This window comes from Streptomyces malaysiense (assembly GCF_000980885.2).
Classification (GTDB): domain Bacteria; phylum Actinomycetota; class Actinomycetes; order Streptomycetales; family Streptomycetaceae; genus Streptomyces; species Streptomyces malaysiense.
This window is the reverse complement of record NZ_LBDA02000020.1, coordinates 17204-33940: the sequence shown is the minus strand read 5'-3', so window position 1 is coordinate 33940 and position 16737 is coordinate 17204. Positions and strand designations below refer to the sequence as shown.

The 16737-nt window shown below is 73.7% G+C and carries 15 protein-coding genes and 1 pseudogene; 4 read left to right on the top strand and 12 right to left on the bottom strand.

Annotated features, from left to right (window positions below; all coding sequences use genetic code 11):
• The 10 genes and pseudogenes from cysD to VT52_RS10925 form a co-directional block, all read right to left on the bottom strand.
• Window positions 1-936, bottom strand: coding sequence for a sulfate adenylyltransferase subunit CysD (cysD, locus tag VT52_RS10960; protein WP_046419248.1), 936 nt, complete (start codon window positions 934-936; stop codon window positions 1-3).
• A pseudogene (cysC, locus tag VT52_RS10955) lies at window positions 933-1490 on the bottom strand (adenylyl-sulfate kinase); the annotation flags it as partial. The pseudogene cysC and the gene cysD, both read right to left, overlap by 4 nt.
• A 143-nt stretch (window positions 1491-1633) precedes the next feature.
• Window positions 1634-2344 (bottom strand): phosphoadenylyl-sulfate reductase, encoded by a 711-nt coding sequence (locus VT52_RS10950; RefSeq protein WP_046419244.1) that lies wholly within the window; start codon window positions 2342-2344, stop codon window positions 1634-1636.
• A gap of 1 nt (window position 2345) precedes the next feature.
• Window positions 2346-2522 carry a hypothetical protein gene (locus VT52_RS37900; protein ID WP_167377681.1) on the bottom strand — a complete coding sequence of 59 codons (177 nt, stop codon included), beginning with the start codon at window positions 2520-2522 and terminating at the stop codon, window positions 2346-2348.
• Window positions 2519-4216 (bottom strand): nitrite/sulfite reductase, encoded by a 1698-nt coding sequence (locus VT52_RS10945; RefSeq protein ID WP_046419242.1) that lies wholly within the window; start codon window positions 4214-4216, stop codon window positions 2519-2521. The genes VT52_RS37900 and VT52_RS10945 overlap by 4 nt, the downstream gene beginning before the upstream one ends.
• Before the next feature lie 155 nt (window positions 4217-4371).
• Window positions 4372-4455 carry a putative leader peptide gene (locus VT52_RS39545; RefSeq protein ID WP_310739661.1) on the bottom strand — a complete coding sequence of 28 codons (84 nt, stop codon included), beginning with the start codon at window positions 4453-4455 and terminating at the stop codon, window positions 4372-4374.
• A gap of 127 nt (window positions 4456-4582) precedes the next feature.
• Window positions 4583-5155, bottom strand: coding sequence for a GNAT family N-acetyltransferase (locus VT52_RS10940; RefSeq protein WP_046419239.1), 573 nt, complete (start codon window positions 5153-5155; stop codon window positions 4583-4585).
• 89 nt (window positions 5156-5244) lie between these two features.
• On the bottom strand, window positions 5245-6576 hold the full coding sequence (locus VT52_RS10935; protein ID WP_046419238.1) for a hypothetical protein: 1332 nt from the start codon (window positions 6574-6576) through the stop codon (window positions 5245-5247).
• A 201-nt stretch (window positions 6577-6777) separates the two neighbouring features.
• Window positions 6778-8073, bottom strand: a complete 1296-nt coding sequence (locus VT52_RS10930; protein ID WP_420856274.1) for a GAF domain-containing protein — start codon at window positions 8071-8073, stop codon at window positions 6778-6780.
• Between the two features lie 340 nt (window positions 8074-8413).
• Window positions 8414-10051 (bottom strand): acyl-CoA dehydrogenase family protein, encoded by a 1638-nt coding sequence (locus VT52_RS10925; RefSeq protein ID WP_046419233.1) that lies wholly within the window; start codon window positions 10049-10051, stop codon window positions 8414-8416.
• 163 nt (window positions 10052-10214) lie between these two features.
• Between VT52_RS10925 and VT52_RS10920 the strand changes: the two genes are divergently transcribed.
• The gene (locus tag VT52_RS10920) at window positions 10215-11522 is read left to right on the top strand and encodes a YihY/virulence factor BrkB family protein (RefSeq protein ID WP_240509711.1); all 1308 of its coding nucleotides are present in this window, start codon (window positions 10215-10217) and stop codon (window positions 11520-11522) included.
• 16 nt (window positions 11523-11538) lie between these two features.
• On the opposite strand, the gene VT52_RS10915 is transcribed toward VT52_RS10920, so the two are convergent.
• Window positions 11539-12171, bottom strand: a complete 633-nt coding sequence (locus VT52_RS10915; protein WP_046419231.1) for a VOC family protein — start codon at window positions 12169-12171, stop codon at window positions 11539-11541.
• 557 nt (window positions 12172-12728) lie between these two features.
• Between VT52_RS10915 and VT52_RS10910 the strand changes: the two genes are divergently transcribed.
• The 3 genes from VT52_RS10910 (at window position 12729) to VT52_RS10900 (ending at window position 15693) form a co-directional block, all read left to right on the top strand.
• The gene (locus VT52_RS10910; RefSeq protein WP_046419228.1) at window positions 12729-13592 is read left to right on the top strand and encodes an isocitrate lyase/PEP mutase family protein; all 864 of its coding nucleotides are present in this window, start codon (window positions 12729-12731) and stop codon (window positions 13590-13592) included.
• On the top strand, window positions 13589-13840 hold the full coding sequence (locus tag VT52_RS10905; protein ID WP_206306485.1) for a hypothetical protein: 252 nt from the start codon (window positions 13589-13591) through the stop codon (window positions 13838-13840). Before VT52_RS10910 ends, VT52_RS10905 begins: the two co-directional genes overlap by 4 nt.
• Before the next feature lie 284 nt (window positions 13841-14124).
• Window positions 14125-15693 (top strand): carboxylesterase/lipase family protein, encoded by a 1569-nt coding sequence (locus VT52_RS10900; RefSeq protein WP_206306488.1) that lies wholly within the window; start codon window positions 14125-14127, stop codon window positions 15691-15693.
• 25 nt (window positions 15694-15718) lie between these two features.
• Here the strand turns inward: VT52_RS10900 and mmuM are convergent, their stop codons facing one another.
• The gene (gene mmuM, locus VT52_RS10895; protein WP_046419226.1) at window positions 15719-16654 is read right to left on the bottom strand and encodes a homocysteine S-methyltransferase; all 936 of its coding nucleotides are present in this window, start codon (window positions 16652-16654) and stop codon (window positions 15719-15721) included.
• Window positions 16655-16737 lie beyond the last annotated feature (83 nt).

Here is a 16737-nt window from a genome sequence, read left to right as displayed (position 1 = left end):
TTAGAAGTACCCCTCGCGCTTGCGGTCTTCCATCGCGGCCTCGGACAGCTTGTCGTCCGCACGGGTCGCGCCCCGTTCGGTGAGCCGGGACGCGGCGATCTCCGCGATGACGGCGTCCAGGGTCGTCGCGTCGGAGTCGACGGCCCCGGTGCAGGACATGTCACCGACCGTGCGGTAGCGCACCAGGCGCCTGACGACCGGCTCGTCCTCGCGCGGGCCGCCCCACTCACCGGCCGTCAGCCACATCCCGGCCCGCTGGAACACCTCGCGCTCGTGCGCGAAGTAGATCTCCGGCAGCGCGATGCCCTCGCGGGCGATGTACTGCCACACGTCCAGCTCTGTCCAGTTCGACAGCGGGAACACCCGGACGTGCTCACCGGGCGCGTGCCGGCCGTTGTACAGGTTCCACAGCTCGGGGCGCTGGCGGCGCGGGTCCCACTGGGAGAACTCGTCGCGCAGCGAGAACACCCGCTCCTTGGCCCGAGCCTTCTCCTCGTCCCGGCGCCCGCCACCGAAGACCGCGTCGAACCGCTCCGACTGGATCTTCTCGGTCAGCGGAAGCGTCTGGAGCGGGTTGCGGGTGCCGTCCGGGCGCTCCTTGAGCACCCCCCGGTCGATGTAGTCCTGCACGGAGGCCACGTGCAGACGCAGCCCGTGCCGCTCGACCGCGCGGTCCCGGTACTCCAGCACCTCGGGGAAGTTGTGCCCGGTGTCCACGTGCAGCAGCGAGAACGGCACCGCCGCCGGCGCGAACGCCTTCAGCGCGAGGTGCAGCATCACGATCGAGTCCTTGCCCCCGGAGAACAGGATCACCGGGTTCTCGAACTCGCCCGCCACCTCACGGAAGATGTGCACGGCCTCGGACTCCAGCGCGTCCAGGTGCGACAGGGCGTACGGGCTGTCCGTACCGCCCTGGACCTCGGCGAGCGTGGTCATATCAGTCCCCTCTCGCTGAGCAGGGCGGACACGGCGGCCGCGGACTCCTGCACGGTCTGGTGCTGCGACTCGATGCGCAGTTCGGGCGAGGCCGGCTCCTCGTACGGGTCGTCCACACCGGTCAGCCCGGACAGCTCGCCCGCGGCCTGCTTGGCGTACAGCCCCTTCACATCGCGGACGCTGCACACCTCGACGGGCGTCGCCACGTGCACCTCCAGGTACGGGGTGGCGTTCTCCTCGTGCCGCCCCCGCACCGCGTGCCGGCTGTCCGCGTACGGTGCGATCACCGGTACGAGGGTCAGCACGCCGTTGCGGGAGAGCAGTTCGGCGACGAAGCCGATGCGCTGCACATTGGTGTGCCGGTCCTCGCGGGAGAAGCCGAGGCCCGCGGAGATGAACTCGCGGATCTCGTCGCCGTCGAGCACCTCGACCCGGCGGCCCCCGGCGCGCAGCCGGCCCGCCAGTTCATGGGCGATGGTGGTCTTGCCGGCGCTCGGCAGACCCGTGAGCCAGACGGTGGCTCCGGTGGTCACGTCGTTCTCCTGAGTCTGAGTCTGAGTCTGAGTCTGAGTCTGGGAGTGGGAGTGGGAGCGGGAGTGGGAGTGGGACTTGGGCTGGGAGCGGGGCTGGGGTTGGGGTTGGGACTCGGTCCGGGACTGGGCCTGGGCCGCTTGCCGGGACCCCGTCCGGTGATCCGTCATCCGTGCAGTCCGCACTCGGTCTTGGCGCGCCCCGCCCAGCGTCCGGCGCGCGCGTCCTCGCCCTCCAGCACCCGGCGGGTGCAGGGGGCGCAGCCGACGGAGGCGTAGCCGTCCATCAGCAACGGGTTGGTGAGGACACCGTGTTCGGCGACGTAGGCGTCCACGTCGTCCTGGGTCCAGCGGGCGATGGGGGAGACCTTGACCTTGCGCCGCTTCTCGTCCCAGCCGACCACCGGGGTGTGCGCCCGGGTCGGCGACTCGTCGCGGCGCAGACCGGTCGCCCAGGCCCGGTGGTTCTCCAGGCCCTCCTGGAGGGGGCGCACCTTGCGCAGGGCGCAGCACAGGTCGGGGTCGCGGTCGTGCAGCCTCGGGCCGTACTCGGCGTCCTGCTCGGCCACCGTCTGCCTCGGCGTGAGGGTGAGGACGTTGACGTCCATCACCGCCGCCACGGCGTCCCGGGTGCCGATGGTCTCCGGGAAGTGGTAGCCGGTGTCCAGGAAGACCACGTCCACCCCCGGGCGCACCCGGGAGGCGAGATGGGCGACCACGGCGTCCTCCATCGAGGAGGTGACGCAGAACCCCTCACCGAAGGTGTCCACCGCCCAGCGCAGGATCTCCAGTGCGGAGGCGTCCTCCAGCTCCCGCCCGGCCCGCTCGGCCAGCTCCCGCAACTCGTCGTCGGTGAGCTCTGTCTGATGGGTCGTCATGTCAGCTCGCCTCTTGGTCGTCGGCCCGGCGCAGCCCCTGCGCGAGCAGTCCGAGGAACTTCAGCCGGAACGCCCGGTTGCACGCCCCGCACTCCCAGGCGCCGTGGCCCTCCTCGCTCGGACGCAGGTCCTCGTCGCCGCAGTAGGGGCAGTAGAAGGGGGCGGCACGCTCGCTCACGACAGGTCCTCCGCGGATGCGCGGGCCGCCCAGACGGCGAACCGCTCGCCGTCCGCGCGCTCGGCCAGATAGCGCCGCAGCACCCGCTCGATGTAGTCGGGCAGTTCCTCGGAGGTGACCTTCAGGCCGCGTACCTTGCGGCCGAAGCCCGCTTCCAGGCCGAGCGCGCCGCCCAGGTGCACCTGGTAGCCCTCGACCTGGTTGCCGTCGTCGTCCAGGACCAGCTGGCCCTTGAGCCCGATGTCGGCCACCTGGATCCGGGCGCAGGCGTTCGGGCAGCCGTTGAGGTTGATGGTCAGCGGCTCGTCGAACTCCGGCAGCCGGCGCTCCAACTCGTCGATCAGGGAGCTGCCGCGCGCCTTGGTCTCCACGATGGCGAGCTTGCAGAACTCGATGCCGGTGCAGGCCATGGTGCCGCGCCGGAAGGTGGACGGGGAGACGGTGAGGCCGAGCGACTCCAGGGCCGAGGACAGCGACTCGACCTGCTCCTGCTCGACGTCCAGCACGATCATCTTCTGCTCGACGGTGGTCCGCACCCGCGCGGAGCCGTGCGCCTCGGCGACATCGGCGATCTTGGCCAGCGTGGTGCCGTCGACCCGGCCGACGCGCGGCGCGAACCCGACGTAGAAGCGGCCGTCCCGCTGCCGGTGCACCCCGACGTGGTCGCGCCAGCGCCGCACGGGCTGCGCGGGCGCCGGGCCGTCGACCAGCTTGCGCCGGAGGTACTCGTCCTCCAGCACCTGTCGGAACTTCTCCGCGCCCCAGTCGGCGACCAGGAACTTCAGCCGGGCCCGGTTGCGCAGCCGTCGGTAGCCGTGGTCGCGGAAGATCGAGATGACGCCCTCGTAGACGTCGGCGACCTCCGCCAGCGGCACCCAGGCGCCGAGCCGGACACCGATCTTCGGGTTGGTGGACAGCCCGCCGCCGACCCACAGGTCGAAACCGGGTCCGTGCTCAGGGTGTTCGACCCCGACGAACGCGACGTCGTTGATCTCGTGCGCCACGTCGAGGAGCGGCGAGCCGGAGATCGCGGACTTGAACTTGCGCGGCAGGTTCGAGTACAGAGGATTGCCGACGACCCGGCGGTGGATCTCCTCGACGGCGGGGGTGCCGTCGATGATCTCGTCCTCGGCGATGCCCGCGACCGGGGAGCCGAGGATCACCCGGGGCGTGTCCCCGCACGCCTCGGTGGTGGACAGGCCGACCTCTTCGAGCCGCCGCCAGATCTCCGGCACGTCCTCGATGCGGATCCAGTGCAGCTGGATGTTCTGCCGGTCGGTGATGTCCGCGGTGCCGCGCGCGAACTCCTGGGAGATCTCACCGATCACCCGCAGCTGCCGGGTGGTCAGCCGGCCGCCGTCGATCCGCACCCGCAGCATGAAGTACTCGTCGTCCAGCTCCTCCGGCTCCAGGACCGCGGTCTTGCCGCCGTCGATCCCGGGCTTGCGCTGGGTGTACAGACCCCACCAGCGCATCCGGCCGCGCAGGTCGTTCGGGTCGATGGAGGCGAAGCCGCGCTGGGAGTAGACCGTCTCAATACGTGTCCGTACGTTGAGACCGTCGTCGTCCTTCTTGAGCTGCTCGTTGCCGTTGAGCGGCGTGAAGTGGCCCTGGGCCCACTGGCCCTCACCGCGGTGACGGCTCACCTTGCGGCGGGGCGCGGAGGCGGCGGGGTTCTGTGGGGAGGCGGCCATGGCTGCTACGTCCTTCGGACAGGCTGCGGACAGGGAGAATCTGCGCTGGAAGGCTCTGACCTGCACGGAAATACACGCGCGGCTCGAGATGAGGGCCGGGCGCGGACAGCGGTCGAGCGGGAAGCGGGGTGCGGGGAACGGCGGCGCTGGAGAGGTCAGCTCGCCGGACAGATGGCGCTGGACATGCGGCCGAGGTCGACGTGTCGCCGACTCACCAAGGCAATTCCAGTTCCAGGCATGACGGCAGCGTGTCACGGCGATCTGGACAGAGTCCAGCTTCTTCCGTCATGTGGACACCCTTGTCTCGAATCGCGAGACAAGGGTGTGTCGGCTCACATACGGGGCGGGAGGTCTCGGCGCGACAGGTCAGGCCGAGTGGGCGCCCGGCCACGGGCCCGGGTTCGGCACGTCCGGCTCCAGCTCGACCCGGGTGTCGTACAGCTTGAAGCCCCGGCGCTGGTAGTTGGCCATGGCGAACTCGCCGTCCTTGTCGCAGGTGTGCACCCATACCCGCTTGGTCGGGGCCAGCCCCGGCCGGCGCTCGGCGAAGTCCCAGGCGCGGGCGGTGCCGCGCGCCAGCAGATGGCCGCCGATGCCGCGGCCGCGGAAGGCGGGGAGCAGCCCGAAGTAGAGGATCTCCACGGCGCCGTCGTCCTGCGCCTCCAGCTCGATGTAGCCGGCCGGCGTGCCGCGGTCGTACGCCACCCATGTCTCGACACCGGGCCGCTCCACCAGGTCCCGCCAGCGCGCGTACGACCAGTCGAGCCGGTCGGTCCAGCGGATGTCCCCGCCGACGGCCGTGTACAGGAACCGGTTGAACTCGGGGGAGGGCACCTCCGCCCGTACGATCCGCACGTCGCCCTCGGGGGCGGCGGCGGGCAGCAGATCGGCCGGGGACGTCTGCTCCAGGAACCAGGTGGTGACAGGGACGCTGCTCATGCGGGCCAGGGAATCATCCCGTCCCGGTGTCTGTCGATCGACCGCCCGCCCGCCTTCGTGGGAGGTCGGACCGGGAACGGGCCGGCGGGTCAGCCCAGTGACCGCTCCAGTCCCGCCAGCGGCACCGCGAACAGCATCCGGTCGGACACGGACCACACCTCACCGGTCTCCCGCCAGTACGACAGGGAGCCCGCGGACTCGGCCCAGCAGCGGTGCGTGGCGTCCGCGCCGCACTCCGCCGCCTTCGCGCCCCGGGTGTCCTGCCGCCACAGCCCGCCGTGCCCGTCTTGCGAGCCGGGCAGCCGTCCCACATACCAGGATGTGCGCCGGGCGCCGGGCTCCCGGTACGACAACACGCCCCGGATCCCGGTCACCTTGGTCCGGTACTCCTCCGTCGCGTCCACCAGGCCCCCGGCACCGGCGGCCAACAGCCCCTCGCGGCGCGGGTCCGCGCTGAACGGGTACCGCCACAGCCGGGCGGGGCGCTCGCCGCCCGGGGAGGTCCACTCGGCGGCGACCAGGCTGGCCGGCGCCGTACCCGCGTCGAGGGCGAGCGCGCCGGGACAGGGCGCCCCGGTGGCGGAGCAGCGGCCCGCGGTGAAGCTGTAGCTGCCGACCGCGGGCATCACGTACCGGTACCCGTCGGCGGACCAGCCGCCGCGCACCCGGCCGATCGCGGGCCCGTCGACCGTGGCGCGCTGGATCCGGCCGAGGTCGTACACGTACAACGCGGCGGAATCGTCATGGCGGGCGGTGACCAGCAGCTTGTCCCGGTACCAGACCATGGAGGAGACCCGGGAGCCCAGACCCCGGTAGTCGTGGCCGCCGTCCACCGGCACCACCAGCAGCACCCAGCGGTAGGCGGGACGGTCCGGATCGTCGGCGTCCACGAAGGCGACCCGGGCGAGGCCCCGCTCGGCGCTCGGGCCGGTGCGGGTGCTGTGGGTCCAGCCGCTGAGCAGGACCCGGTGGGTGCCCCGCACCCCGGTGCCGGCGTCCCCGGAGGTGGCCACCGAGGCCGGCCGCCAGCCCGTGGCCCCGGTGTCGGCCGGGTCCCAGCAGTAGGCACGGCCGGGGGCGGGCGCGACGGGCAGGGAGGCGCGGTCGGTGTCGTCGCAGCCGGACCCCTCGCGCAGGGTGCGGTCCGTGTCCGCGAGCACGGCGGTCACGCCCACCGGCCGGCCCATCGAGGCCGCCAGGGTGTCCAGGGCACGGGCCGGTACCAGGTGCTCGCGCAGCCGCAGCCGGCCGGTGTCCGCGGCGGAGGTGAGCGGCTTCAGCGCGCCGGGACGCTCGGTGACCTGCGCCTGGGAGGCGCTGATCACGGTGGCCGCCGCGGTCAGGGCCAGCGCGGTCCCGGCCAGTACGGCGCGCAGGGCCGCGCCCCGCCTGCGCCGGCGATGTCTGCCGCGTCGCTTCATGTCGTCCCCTCTTCAGGGCCCTTTCGCTCCGGCGCGCGCCGTCGCCCCGGCCCCCTGCCGAGGTGGGTCAACTGCGCCCGCCGGTCGTGGCGTTGACACCGCGGTCGGGCCCGTAGGGGATGCTACGGCAGTGACGGTCCGCGCAGGGCGAAGACCCCGCAAATACCGGGAAGTCATGCCGGACGCGCCGTGCCACCGGCGTCACGCGGGCCGCGGCCGCTCCTTCCGCGGGGCCGCCCGCCGGTGCGCCACCGCCGCCGCCTTGGAGCGGGGCAGCAGGTCACGGGGGTCCTCGGGGAGGACGACCTCGACGTCGGCCGCGTCGGAGAAGCGATAGGGCCGATGCTGCAGAAGTCCCCCGAGGTAGCGCCGGATCCGCGACATCTCCGCCCGCACCGTCACCGTACGTGACGGATCGTCGAAGAGATCCCCGGCCAGCTCCGCCGCCCCGCGTCCGTCCGGGTGTTCGGTCAGCAGGAACAGCAACTCGGCGTGGCGCGGGCTCAGTTCCCGCGACCAGCCGCCCACCGAGCCGGACGCCGACACGGTCACCGCGGCGCGCCCCGGCCGGGACAGGTCCAGCACGACGCGGGAGACGGCCGCCGCGCCCGGCTCCTCGTCGGTCCGCAGCAGCCAGCCCTCGCCGAGCGGTTCCGCCGCGCACCAGCCGAGCGGGGGCAGCCACCGCCGGCCCGGCACCAGCGACCTGGGCAGCGTCACGCGCCGCAGATACGGCATCCCGGTCACCGCCGCCGGCCAGCCGTCCCGGTCCACCACCAGCGCCCGCCCGTCCAGCCGGGCCAGCACCGGCGCCGCGACCGCCCGCAGCCGCTCCAGCGAGCACAGGTGCGACTCCCGCAGCCGCGCCTCGGCGAGCTTCGCCACCGCGTTCACCCAGGAGAGGGTCGCCGGATGCATGGTCTCCAGCGGGCCGCTCACGTCCACCACCCCGAGCAGCCGGCCGTCCCGTGGATCCGAGATCGGCGCCCCCGTGCACGTCCACGAGGTGTGCGACCGTACGAAGTGCTCGGCGGCGAAGACCTGCACCGGCTGCCGCACGACCGCGGGGGTGCCCACCCCGTTGGTGCCGACGACCTCCTCCCGCCAGTCCGCGCCCGGTTCAAGACCGAGCCCGTCCGCCTTGCGCAGCACCGGCGCGGACCCCTCGCGCCACAGCACGCGCCCGTCCGCGTCGGCGACGACCATGATGTGCTGGGCGACGTCCGCGACCGAAAGCAGCCCCTCGCGCAACACCGGCAGCACATGGCGCAGCGGCGACTCCTCGCGCCGCCTGCGTACCTCGTCCGGCGGCAGCAGCCCGGATCTGAAGCCGCGGTCCGGGTCGACGCCGCCGCGCAGCATCCGTTCCCAGGACTGCTCGATCACCGGCCGAGGCGCGAGCGGCACCCGCTGCCCGGCGAGCGCGGCCTCGCGCACCTCGCTCAGGACCCGCGCCGCCCGCGTCGCGTCCACGGCGGCCAGGCGCGCCACGTTCATCGGCGGGTTCACCACGGGTTCTCCTCCGGGAGAAGGGGGGTCGTACACACTCTTCCAGCCGTCCGGGCGGCGCTTTCCGGTCGGTCGTCCCTCACATAGTGCCGGGCCTGGCAGGCCGGAGGCACAGACTCCGCGCATGTGCGCCGACAAGTTGCAACCCCCTGCAACCCTGGTGAACCGGCGGATCCCGCCCGAGACTTGACCAGGACGCCCCGCGTGGCGTCCACGGGCCGAGGCGGCCCGTGTGGCGGGGGTGGTGCCGTGTCGGCGCAGCACCACCCCTGGCCGGTCACCGGCGGTTTTCGGCCAGGGCGTCCGGCGTCACCGAGAGCGGGGCGACTCAGGGGACCGGCCGTGCCCGCTCCACCACCGACGCCAGGTCCAGGGCCCCGGGCAGCGTCCCGAACGTCCCGCCGTGGTCGCCGCCGAGCCGGGAGGCGCAGAAGGCGTCCGCGACCTCCGGCGGCGCGTGCCGCACCAGCAACGAGCCCTGGAGCACCACCGCGAGCCGCTCCGCCAGCCGTCGCGCCCGGCCCTCCGCGCCCTCCAGGTCGGCGAGTTCGCCGAAGAGGTCCTTCACCGCGCGGTCCAGCCGGTGGTCGGCGCCGTGCGCCCGCCCGATCTCGGTGAGGCACGCGTCCAGCGCCCCCGGCTCCCGCCGGAGCGCCCGCAGCACATCGAGCGCCTGCACGTTACCGGCGCCCTCCCACACGGAGTTGAGCGGCGACTCGCGCACCAGCCGGGGCATCCCCGACTCCTCCACGTACCCGTTGCCGCCCAGGCACTCGGCGGCCTCGACCACGACGGGCGCGCACCGCTTGGTGATCCAGTACTTGGCGGCCGGCACCGCGAGCCGCAGGAAGGCGCGCTCCCGCTCGCCCCCGTCGTCGTACGCCGCCGCCAGCCGCAGCGCCAGCGCGGTCGCCGCCTCCGACTCCAGCGCGAGATCCGCGAGCACGTTGCGCATCAGCGGCTTGTCCAGCAGCCGCCCGCCGAACGCCTCGCGGTACGCGCAGTGGTGCACCGCCCGCGCCACCGCCTGCCGCATCAGGCCCGCCGAGCCGAGCGCGCAGTCCAGCCGGGTGGCCGAGACCATCCCGATGATGGTGCGCACTCCGCGCCCCTCCTCGCCGACCCGGCGCGCCCAGGTGCCGTCGAACTCGACCTCGGCGGAGGCGTTGGACCGGTTGCCCAGCTTGTCCTTGAGCCGCTGGAGCAGGAAGACGTTGCGGGTGCCGTCCTCCAGGACGCGGGGCACCAGGAAGCAGGTCAGGCCCTCGGGCGCCTGCGCCAGCACCAGGAAGGCGTCCGACATCGGGGCGGAGCAGAACCACTTGTGCCCGGTGAGCGCGTAGGTGCCCTCCTCCGCGAGCGGACGCGCCCGGGTGCTGTTCGCGCGGACGTCGCTGCCGCCCTGCTTCTCCGTCATGCCCATCCCGATCAGCGCGCCGGGCTTGCGCGCTGCGGGCCGCAGCTCGGGGTCGTACACCGTGGAGGTCGCCCGCGGCTCCCAGAGTGCGGCGAGCGCGGGATCGGCGCGCAGCGCGGGCACGGCCGCGTGGGTCATGGACAGCGGGCAGCAGGTGCCCGCCTCGACCTGGTTCCACAGCAGGAACCCGGCCGCCCTGCGCACATGGCCGGCGGGCCGGGCCCAGGCTCCGGTCAGTCCGGCCGAGACGCCCTTGCCGAGCAGCCGGTGCCAGGCGGGGTGGAACTCCACCTCGTCGATCCGGTGGCCGTACCGGTCGTGGGTGCGGAGCCGGGGCGGTTGCTCGTTCGCCTGCCTGCCCCACTCCTGGAGCTGCGCCGAGCCGCCGGCCAGCCCCAGCGCGGACAGCTCCGCGCGCACCTCGCCGAGCAGCTCGTCCGGCGTGTGCCGTTCGACGGCGTCCACCAGCGCACGGTCGGTGGCGAAGAGGTCGTGGCCGGCCTGCGGGGGCGGCTGGTTCGTCACGGTGTGGGTGGAGAAGCCTGCCATGACTGCGAACCTACCCGGAACGGCGGCGGTGCGGGCCTCCAGGGTGACACGGGAGCCGGGGCGGCGGGAGGAACCGGGACAGCGGTGTGCGGCTCGCGCGCGGGCGGCCGCCGGAACGCCCCGCGAGGTGAGCGGGGGCGCTCGCTGCGGATACCTTTGGGTCGTGCAGCCAGCAAGTGATTCCCCCGAACGGCCGGTCGGACGGTTCCACCGGGCCCGCGCTCTCTACCGGAACGTGTCCAAGCGCAGGACCGCCTGGCTGCTGCTCAAGGACACCGTCAACTCCTGCATGGAGTACCGCATCCTCGGCCTCGCCGCCGAGGCCGCGTTCTTCACCCTGCTGTCCGTTCCCCCGCTGCTGCTCTGCCTCATCGGGCTGCTCGCCTACGTCGACACCTGGACCGGCGCGCACACGATCGGCAGCCTGGAGACCAACCTCCTCGACGCCTCCCGGACCGTCCTGTCCGACAAGGGCGTCAAGGAGATCACCGAACCGATCCTGCACGACGTCATAAAGGGCGGCCGGCCCGACGTCATCTCCCTCGGCTTCCTGTTCGCCCTGTGGTCGGGCTCCCGCGCGGTGAACGTCTTCATCGACACCATCACCGTCATGTACGGCCTCGACGGTGTCCGGGGCATCGTCCGCACCCGGATCATGTCCTTCGTGCTGTTCATCGTCGCCCTGCTGATCGGCTCGGTGGCGCTGCCGCTGATGGTCGCGGGCCCGGACGCGGTGGTACGGGTGGTGCCCTGGTCGGAGACGCTCGTACAGGTCCTGTACTGGCCGGTCGTCATCGTCCTGTCCGTCGTCTTCCTGACCACGCTCTACCACGTGTCCGTGCCGGTGCGCTCGCCGTGGATCGAGGACGTGCCCGGCGCGCTGGTCGCCCTCGCCATGTGGGTCCTCGGCAGCTTCCTGCTGCGCATCTACCTCGTGCACACCATCGAGGGCGCCACGATCTACGGCTCCCTCGCCGCCTCCGTCGCCGTCATGCTGTGGATCGGGGTGTCCGCCTTCGCCGTGCTGGTCGGCGCGGCGGTCAACGCCGCGATCGACCGGGTCTGGCCGGCCGCCGCCACGGCCGCCGCGCGCGAGGCCAACGAGCGGGTGCGCCAGGCACAGGTCGCCGAGTACGTCGCGCGGGCCAGGGCGGCCGGGGAGGACTTCCCGGACGACCCCGACGACCCGGACATGCCGTCCGAGTTCCCCGAGCGCTGGTCGCGCTTCCTGCCGCCGGAGGACGTCACCTCGCGGCTGCGGGGGCACGCGCGCGGCGGCCATGGGGCGCACCGGCGGGAGCCGCACAAGGAGCTGAACGGGAACGGGGACCAGGCCGACGGCGGCGGCCCCCACGCCGTGGGCGACAGCACCGACGGCAACGGCAGCGGTCACGGCAACGGCAACGGCAGCAACAGGAACGGGAACGGGAACGGGAACGGGAACGGCGGGACCCCGCACCGCCAGTGGTGACGCGAGCGTGTCGCGGTCAGCCGAAGGTGACCGGGCCCCGGGGCGTGTCCACGGTGAAGCGGAGCGCCACCGGCCCCTCGGCGAGGTCGAGCCCGGTGCCCAGGGCCGCCAGCGGGCCGCGCACCTCGTCCGGTCCCGGCACGGTCGCGGACACCTCCAGCAGCGGGGTGACCGGCAGGCCCGAGTCGGCGGGGTGGCGCGAGCCGCCCCAGTCGATCAGGAACGGCACCAGGCCCGAGGGGTGAGCCTGCTCGCTGCCGGTCAGCCGCCACCGCAGCAGCTCGCCGTCCGGGGTGCGGCGGCTCATCGGGTGCGCGGGCCCCGGGTCGTAGCCCCGCGCACGGGCGGCCGCGATCGTCCCGTCCAGGTCCGGCGGGCTGATCGCCCAGGTCAGTACGCGCGGTCCGGGCAACCGGCCGACACCGAAGGGCTGTTCACCGGCCGGCGCGGGCTGGTCCGGGTCCGGGCCGACGATCTCCAGATAGGCCCGGCCGCCGAGCCCCACCAGGTGGTTCCGGGTGCCGTGGCCGGGGTGCGCTCCGCCGGGCGCGGGGGTCACCCCGGTGCGCCGCGCGAACTCGGCGACGGACGCGGCCAGATCGGGGGTGGCGAGGACGAGGTGGTCCAGATGCGCGGGAATGGCGTTCACCCCGTGGGAGGCTACGGTCAACGGCCGCCCCGTTCAAGGCCGTCACCCGGGGTCGGCGCCCATCGGCCGTGACATGCGCGCCGGTTGCCGCGGACCCGCCTCTTCAGGTCATCGCGTGCTCCCGCCCCTCCGCCCGTGCGCGCCCACCGCCGGGGACCGGCACGACTCCGTTCCGGCCGACGTCGTCGCGGTACGGACCCTCGGCCGGCTCGCCGGCCACGCGGCGGCGGGGGCGGCTTCGCCGGGGTGCGCGCGGCGGCCCGCACCGGGTACGGACGGCTACGCCGGGTGCGCGCGGCCGCGCCGCCGCACCCCCACCGGCGCGTGCTCCACCTGCCGTGATCCGGACTTTCCTCGCTCACTCGGACGGGTGAACGGTTGGGCGGTTCGGCTCCTCCAGTGACGTTTCTGCGGTGAACGGATTGCGCCATTCCAGTGAGTAAAGCTGGCGTCATGGCAAGTCAATGTGAGTACCTAGAGATGCTCTTGGATTGGTAAAGGGCAGTGAGAGGCGGCGGCCTCCGCCGCCGTGTCGTACCCACAGAAGGAGCCGGACCTTGACCCACGGTAAGAAGCTGCGCGACCGCATCGCCGGGCCCGGGACCACACCGCTGATCGGCGTCTACGACATGTACTCGGCGTCGATCGCGGCCAAGCACTACGACGGGATGTTCGTCTCCGGATTCGGCTTCGCCGCCTCGTACTACGGCCTGCCGGACATCGGATTCATCGCCTGGCCCGACATGGTGGCCTTCGTCCAGCGGCTGCGGGGCGCCTTCCCGCACCACCACCTCCTCGTGGACATCGACGACGGGTACGTCGACCCCGAGGTCGCCTGCCACGTCGTCGAGCACCTGGAGCGCATCGGTGCCTCCGGGGTGATCCTGGAGGACCAGAAGCGGCCCCGCCGCTGCGGTCACGCCGACGGCAAGCAGGTGCTCCCGCTGGAGGAGTACCTGGAGAAGCTGAACCAGGTCCTGGAGACCCGCACGGATCTGGTCGTCGTCGCCCGCACCGACGCGACCGACGAGCACGACATCCTGCACCGCGCCGAGCGGCTCGCCGCGACCGACGCGGACGTGGTGCTGGTCGACGGGGTGCGCAGCGTGGAGTGGATCAAGCGGATCCGCGAGGTCGTCGGCGGCAAGCCGCTGCTGTTCAACCAGATCGCGGGCGGCAAGTCGCCCCGCCTCTCCCTCGGCGAGCTCTCCGACCTCGGGGTGGACGTCGCCATCTACAGCACGCCGTGCCTGTTCGCCGCGCACGAGGCGATGGACTCGGCGCTCACCGGGCTGAAGGCCGCCGACGGCCGGCTGCCCGTGGTGGACCCGGCGAGCGGGATCGGGGTGCGGGCCTCCACCACCCTGCTGGAGCGCAACATCGCCCGCGACCGGCTCGTCCCGGAGAGCGCGGGCGTGTGAGGGCCGCCCGTATCGGTACGGCGGCCGCGCTCGCCGCGGCCTTCCTCGGCGCGGGCGCCGCCCCGGCACTCGCGGACAACAGCCTGGTCACGGTGGTCGACAACTCGCACGCCGACTCCTGGCTGGAGGTCGACCGCACGGCCAACGTGCAGACCGGCAAGGGCGACGCGGGCAGTGACCACGACGGCAGCGCGGTGGACGCGATCGAGGCGCTCCTCGGCAATCCTCCGGCACCGGACGAGGACTGAGGTGCCTGGGGAGAGGGCCTCAGAGACCGCCTGAGGAGAGGGGCTGAGAAGAGGGCGCGCGCTCACGCGGCCGGCCGGCAGACGCGGGCCGCGTGCTCGGGGCGGCGAGGGCCGGGTATCCCCCCCCGCGAGGGGGCGCCCGGCCCTCGTCGGTCCCGGCCCCCGGTGCGGGAGGCACCCCGGTGGGCCGAACGGCCCAGCCGGAGGTCTGTGCACCGGAATACACCAGGGTCCTGTGGTGCTCTGAATATGAAGGGTGCATGACGGTGAAGGGCTGGTGGGTGATGACGGCAGACCCGACGGGCCCGGTGGTCCGAACCCCCCACGGCGCCGTACGCGGCCGCTACGAGCGCGGCGTCGCCGTGTTCCGGGGCATCCCGTACGCCGCGCCGCCCGTCGGGCCCCGCCGCTTCCGGCCGCCCGAGCCGCCCGAGCCCTGGGACGGTGTGCGGGAAGCGGCCCGATTCGGCCCGACCGCGCCGAAACCGTCGTACTCCGAGGCGTTCGCCCAGTACCTCTGCGACCCCGCGATCCCCGGCGACGACTGCCTCAACCTCAACGTCTGGACGCCGGAACCGGCCCCCGGCGCCCGGCTGCCCGTCCTGGTGTGGCTCCACGGCGGCGCCCTGACCAGGGGCTCCTCGGCCGTCCCGGTCTACGACGGCCGCACCTTCGCCCGCGACGGAGTCGTCTGTGTCTCGGTCAACTACCGGCTGGGCATCGAGGGCTACGGACTGTTCCCGGACGCACCGCCCAACCCCGGACTGCGCGACCAGCTCGCCGCGCTGCGCTGGGTGCACGAGACGATCGAGGTGTTCGGCGGCGACCCGGACCGGATCACCCTGGGCGGACAGTCGGCCGGCGCGATCAGCGCGGGCGTCCTGCTCGCCTCGCCGCACACCGACGGCCTGATCCGCCGCGCGGTGCTCCAGAGCGGCCCGCCGGAGGTCTCCGAGCGGGACAAGGTGCGCCGGATGGTGCGCCGGATGGCCACCCGGCTGAAGATCCCGGCGACCGCCGCCGCCTTCGCCGCCGTGGACCGCGAACTGCTGCTGCGCACCCAGGCCGAGGTCGGCCGGCTCTCCAGCCCGGTGCTCGGCGGACCGGCGTTCGGCATCGTCGTGGACGGCGACCTGGTGCCCCGCGACCCGCTGCGCGCCCTGGTCGACGGCGACACCGCCCAGGGCGTGGACCTGCTGATGGGCTGGACCCGGGACGAGTACCGGCTGTGGCTGGTGCCCGGAGGACTGCTGGAGCACATCGACCGGCTCGGGGCCGTCGCCGTCGCCGGAGCCATGGCCCGCTGTCACGCGGGCCACGAGATACCGCGCGGCTACCGGGCCCTGCGTCCGGACGCGGGCGCCGCCGAGATCGTCGGCCAGATGGTCACCGACCACATCCTGCGCGTCCCGCTGCACCGCCTCGCCGACGCCCGCCCCGCCACCAGCCATCTCTACGAGTTCGCCTGGCCCTCCCTGCGCCCCGGCCTGGGCGCCTGCCACGCCCTGGAACTCGGCTTCGTGTTCGACTCCGGCGACATCCCGGAATCCCAGAAACTGGCCGGAGAGGGCGCCCCGCACGGCCTGTGCGACGAGATGCACGGCGCCTGGGTGCGCTTCGCGAGCACCGGCGACCCCGGCTGGGAGTCCTGGAACCCCACGCACCCCGTCCGTGTCTTCGGCGACGGCGCGGCGTACACCGCCCACGGCCCCCGCGACGCCGAGTACGCCCTCTGGTCCGTCAACCCCCGCACCCCGCCGTCCCGTCCCGCCTCCGTCCCCCGCGCCCCCGGCGCCGAACTGGCCTCCGCCATGCGCCGGCTGCGCCGCTCGGTGGGGGCGCGGCGGCGCTGAGGCCGGCCCGCCCGGCGGCGGCCGCTCAGACCGGTTCCGTCCGAAGCGTCCGCGCGATCGAGGCGATGCTCCGCGGGCCCACCCGGCAGCAGCCGCCGATCAGGCGCGCGCCGCCGTCGCGCCAGGACGTGACCTGGGCGGGGGTGAAGGTGGCGGGCCCGGTCCAGGAGCGGGCGGCGGGCTGCCAGGACTCGCCGCTGTTGGGGTAGACGACGACCGGTTTGCCGGTGACGTGGGCGGCGAGGCCGACGGCGGGGCCCGCGTCCCCGGGGGCACAGCAGTTCACTCCCACCGCGATGATCTCGTCCGCGTCGGCGGCGAGCGCGAAGGCCCGCTCCAGGGACTGGCCCGCGCGGGTGCGCGGGCCGTCGATCGTGTACGACAGCCAGGCCGGGACCCCCAGGCCGCGCACCGCCCGCAGCAGCGCGGTCGCCTCGTCGGTGTCCGGGACGGTCTCCAGGGCCAGGACGTCCGGCGCGGCGGCGGCCAGAGCTTCGAGACGGGGCCGGTGGAAGCGTTCCAGTTCGGCCACGCCGAGTCCGTAGCGCCCCCGGTACTCGGAGCCGTCCGCGAGCATCGCGCCGTACGGTCCGGCCGAGGCGGCCACCCACAACGGGCGCTCCACGCCGGCGTCCCGGGCCCGCCGGGCCGCCTCCCGGGCCAGCCGGACGCTCAGAGCGAGCAGGCGTCCCGCCGCCGGGCGGTCGACGCCGCGCCGGGCGAAGCCCTCGAAGGTGGCCTGGTAGCTGGCGGTGATCGCCACGCTCGCGCCCGCCAGGTAGTAGGCGAGGTGCGCCTCGGTGATCGCTTCCGGCCGCTCGGCGAGCAGCCGCGCCGACCACAGCTCGTCGCCCAGGTCGTGCCCGGCGGATTCCAGCTGGTTGGACAGCCCGCCGTCGAGTACGACGGTCCCGGCGGCGAGGGCCGCGGCGAGGGCGGGGGCGGGGGTGTTGCCGGTCATGACGGTGACGCTAGTCCACCGGGTGGGCGACGGGCGGGTGTGTCCAGGGGCTGGGCGGGAACGCCGGGGCCCGCACACGTTTC

What these genes read in the sequence shown, in the direction of transcription:
- cysD (WP_046419248.1), bottom strand. Translation starts at nt 936, where the DNA reads ATGACCACGCTCGCCGAGGTCCAGGGCGGTACGGACAGCCCGTACGCC.
- VT52_RS10950 (WP_046419244.1), bottom strand. Translation starts at nt 2,344, where the DNA reads ATGACGACCCATCAGACAGAGCTCACCGACGACGAGTTGCGGGAGCTG.
- VT52_RS10945 (WP_046419242.1), bottom strand. Translation starts at nt 4,216, where the DNA reads ATGGCCGCCTCCCCACAGAACCCCGCCGCCTCCGCGCCCCGCCGCAAG.
- VT52_RS39545 (WP_310739661.1), bottom strand. Translation starts at nt 4,455, where the DNA reads ATGCCTGGAACTGGAATTGCCTTGGTGAGTCGGCGACACGTCGACCTC.
- VT52_RS10940 (WP_046419239.1), bottom strand. Translation starts at nt 5,155, where the DNA reads ATGAGCAGCGTCCCTGTCACCACCTGGTTCCTGGAGCAGACGTCCCCG.
- VT52_RS10935 (WP_046419238.1), bottom strand. Translation starts at nt 6,576, where the DNA reads ATGAAGCGACGCGGCAGACATCGCCGGCGCAGGCGGGGCGCGGCCCTG.
- VT52_RS10930 (WP_420856274.1), bottom strand. Translation starts at nt 8,073, where the DNA reads ATGAACGTGGCGCGCCTGGCCGCCGTGGACGCGACGCGGGCGGCGCGG.
- VT52_RS10925 (WP_046419233.1), bottom strand. Translation starts at nt 10,051, where the DNA reads ATGGCAGGCTTCTCCACCCACACCGTGACGAACCAGCCGCCCCCGCAG.
- VT52_RS10900 (WP_206306488.1), top strand. Translation starts at nt 14,125, where the DNA reads ATGACGGCAGACCCGACGGGCCCGGTGGTCCGAACCCCCCACGGCGCC.
- mmuM (WP_046419226.1), bottom strand. Translation starts at nt 16,654, where the DNA reads ATGACCGGCAACACCCCCGCCCCCGCCCTCGCCGCGGCCCTCGCCGCC.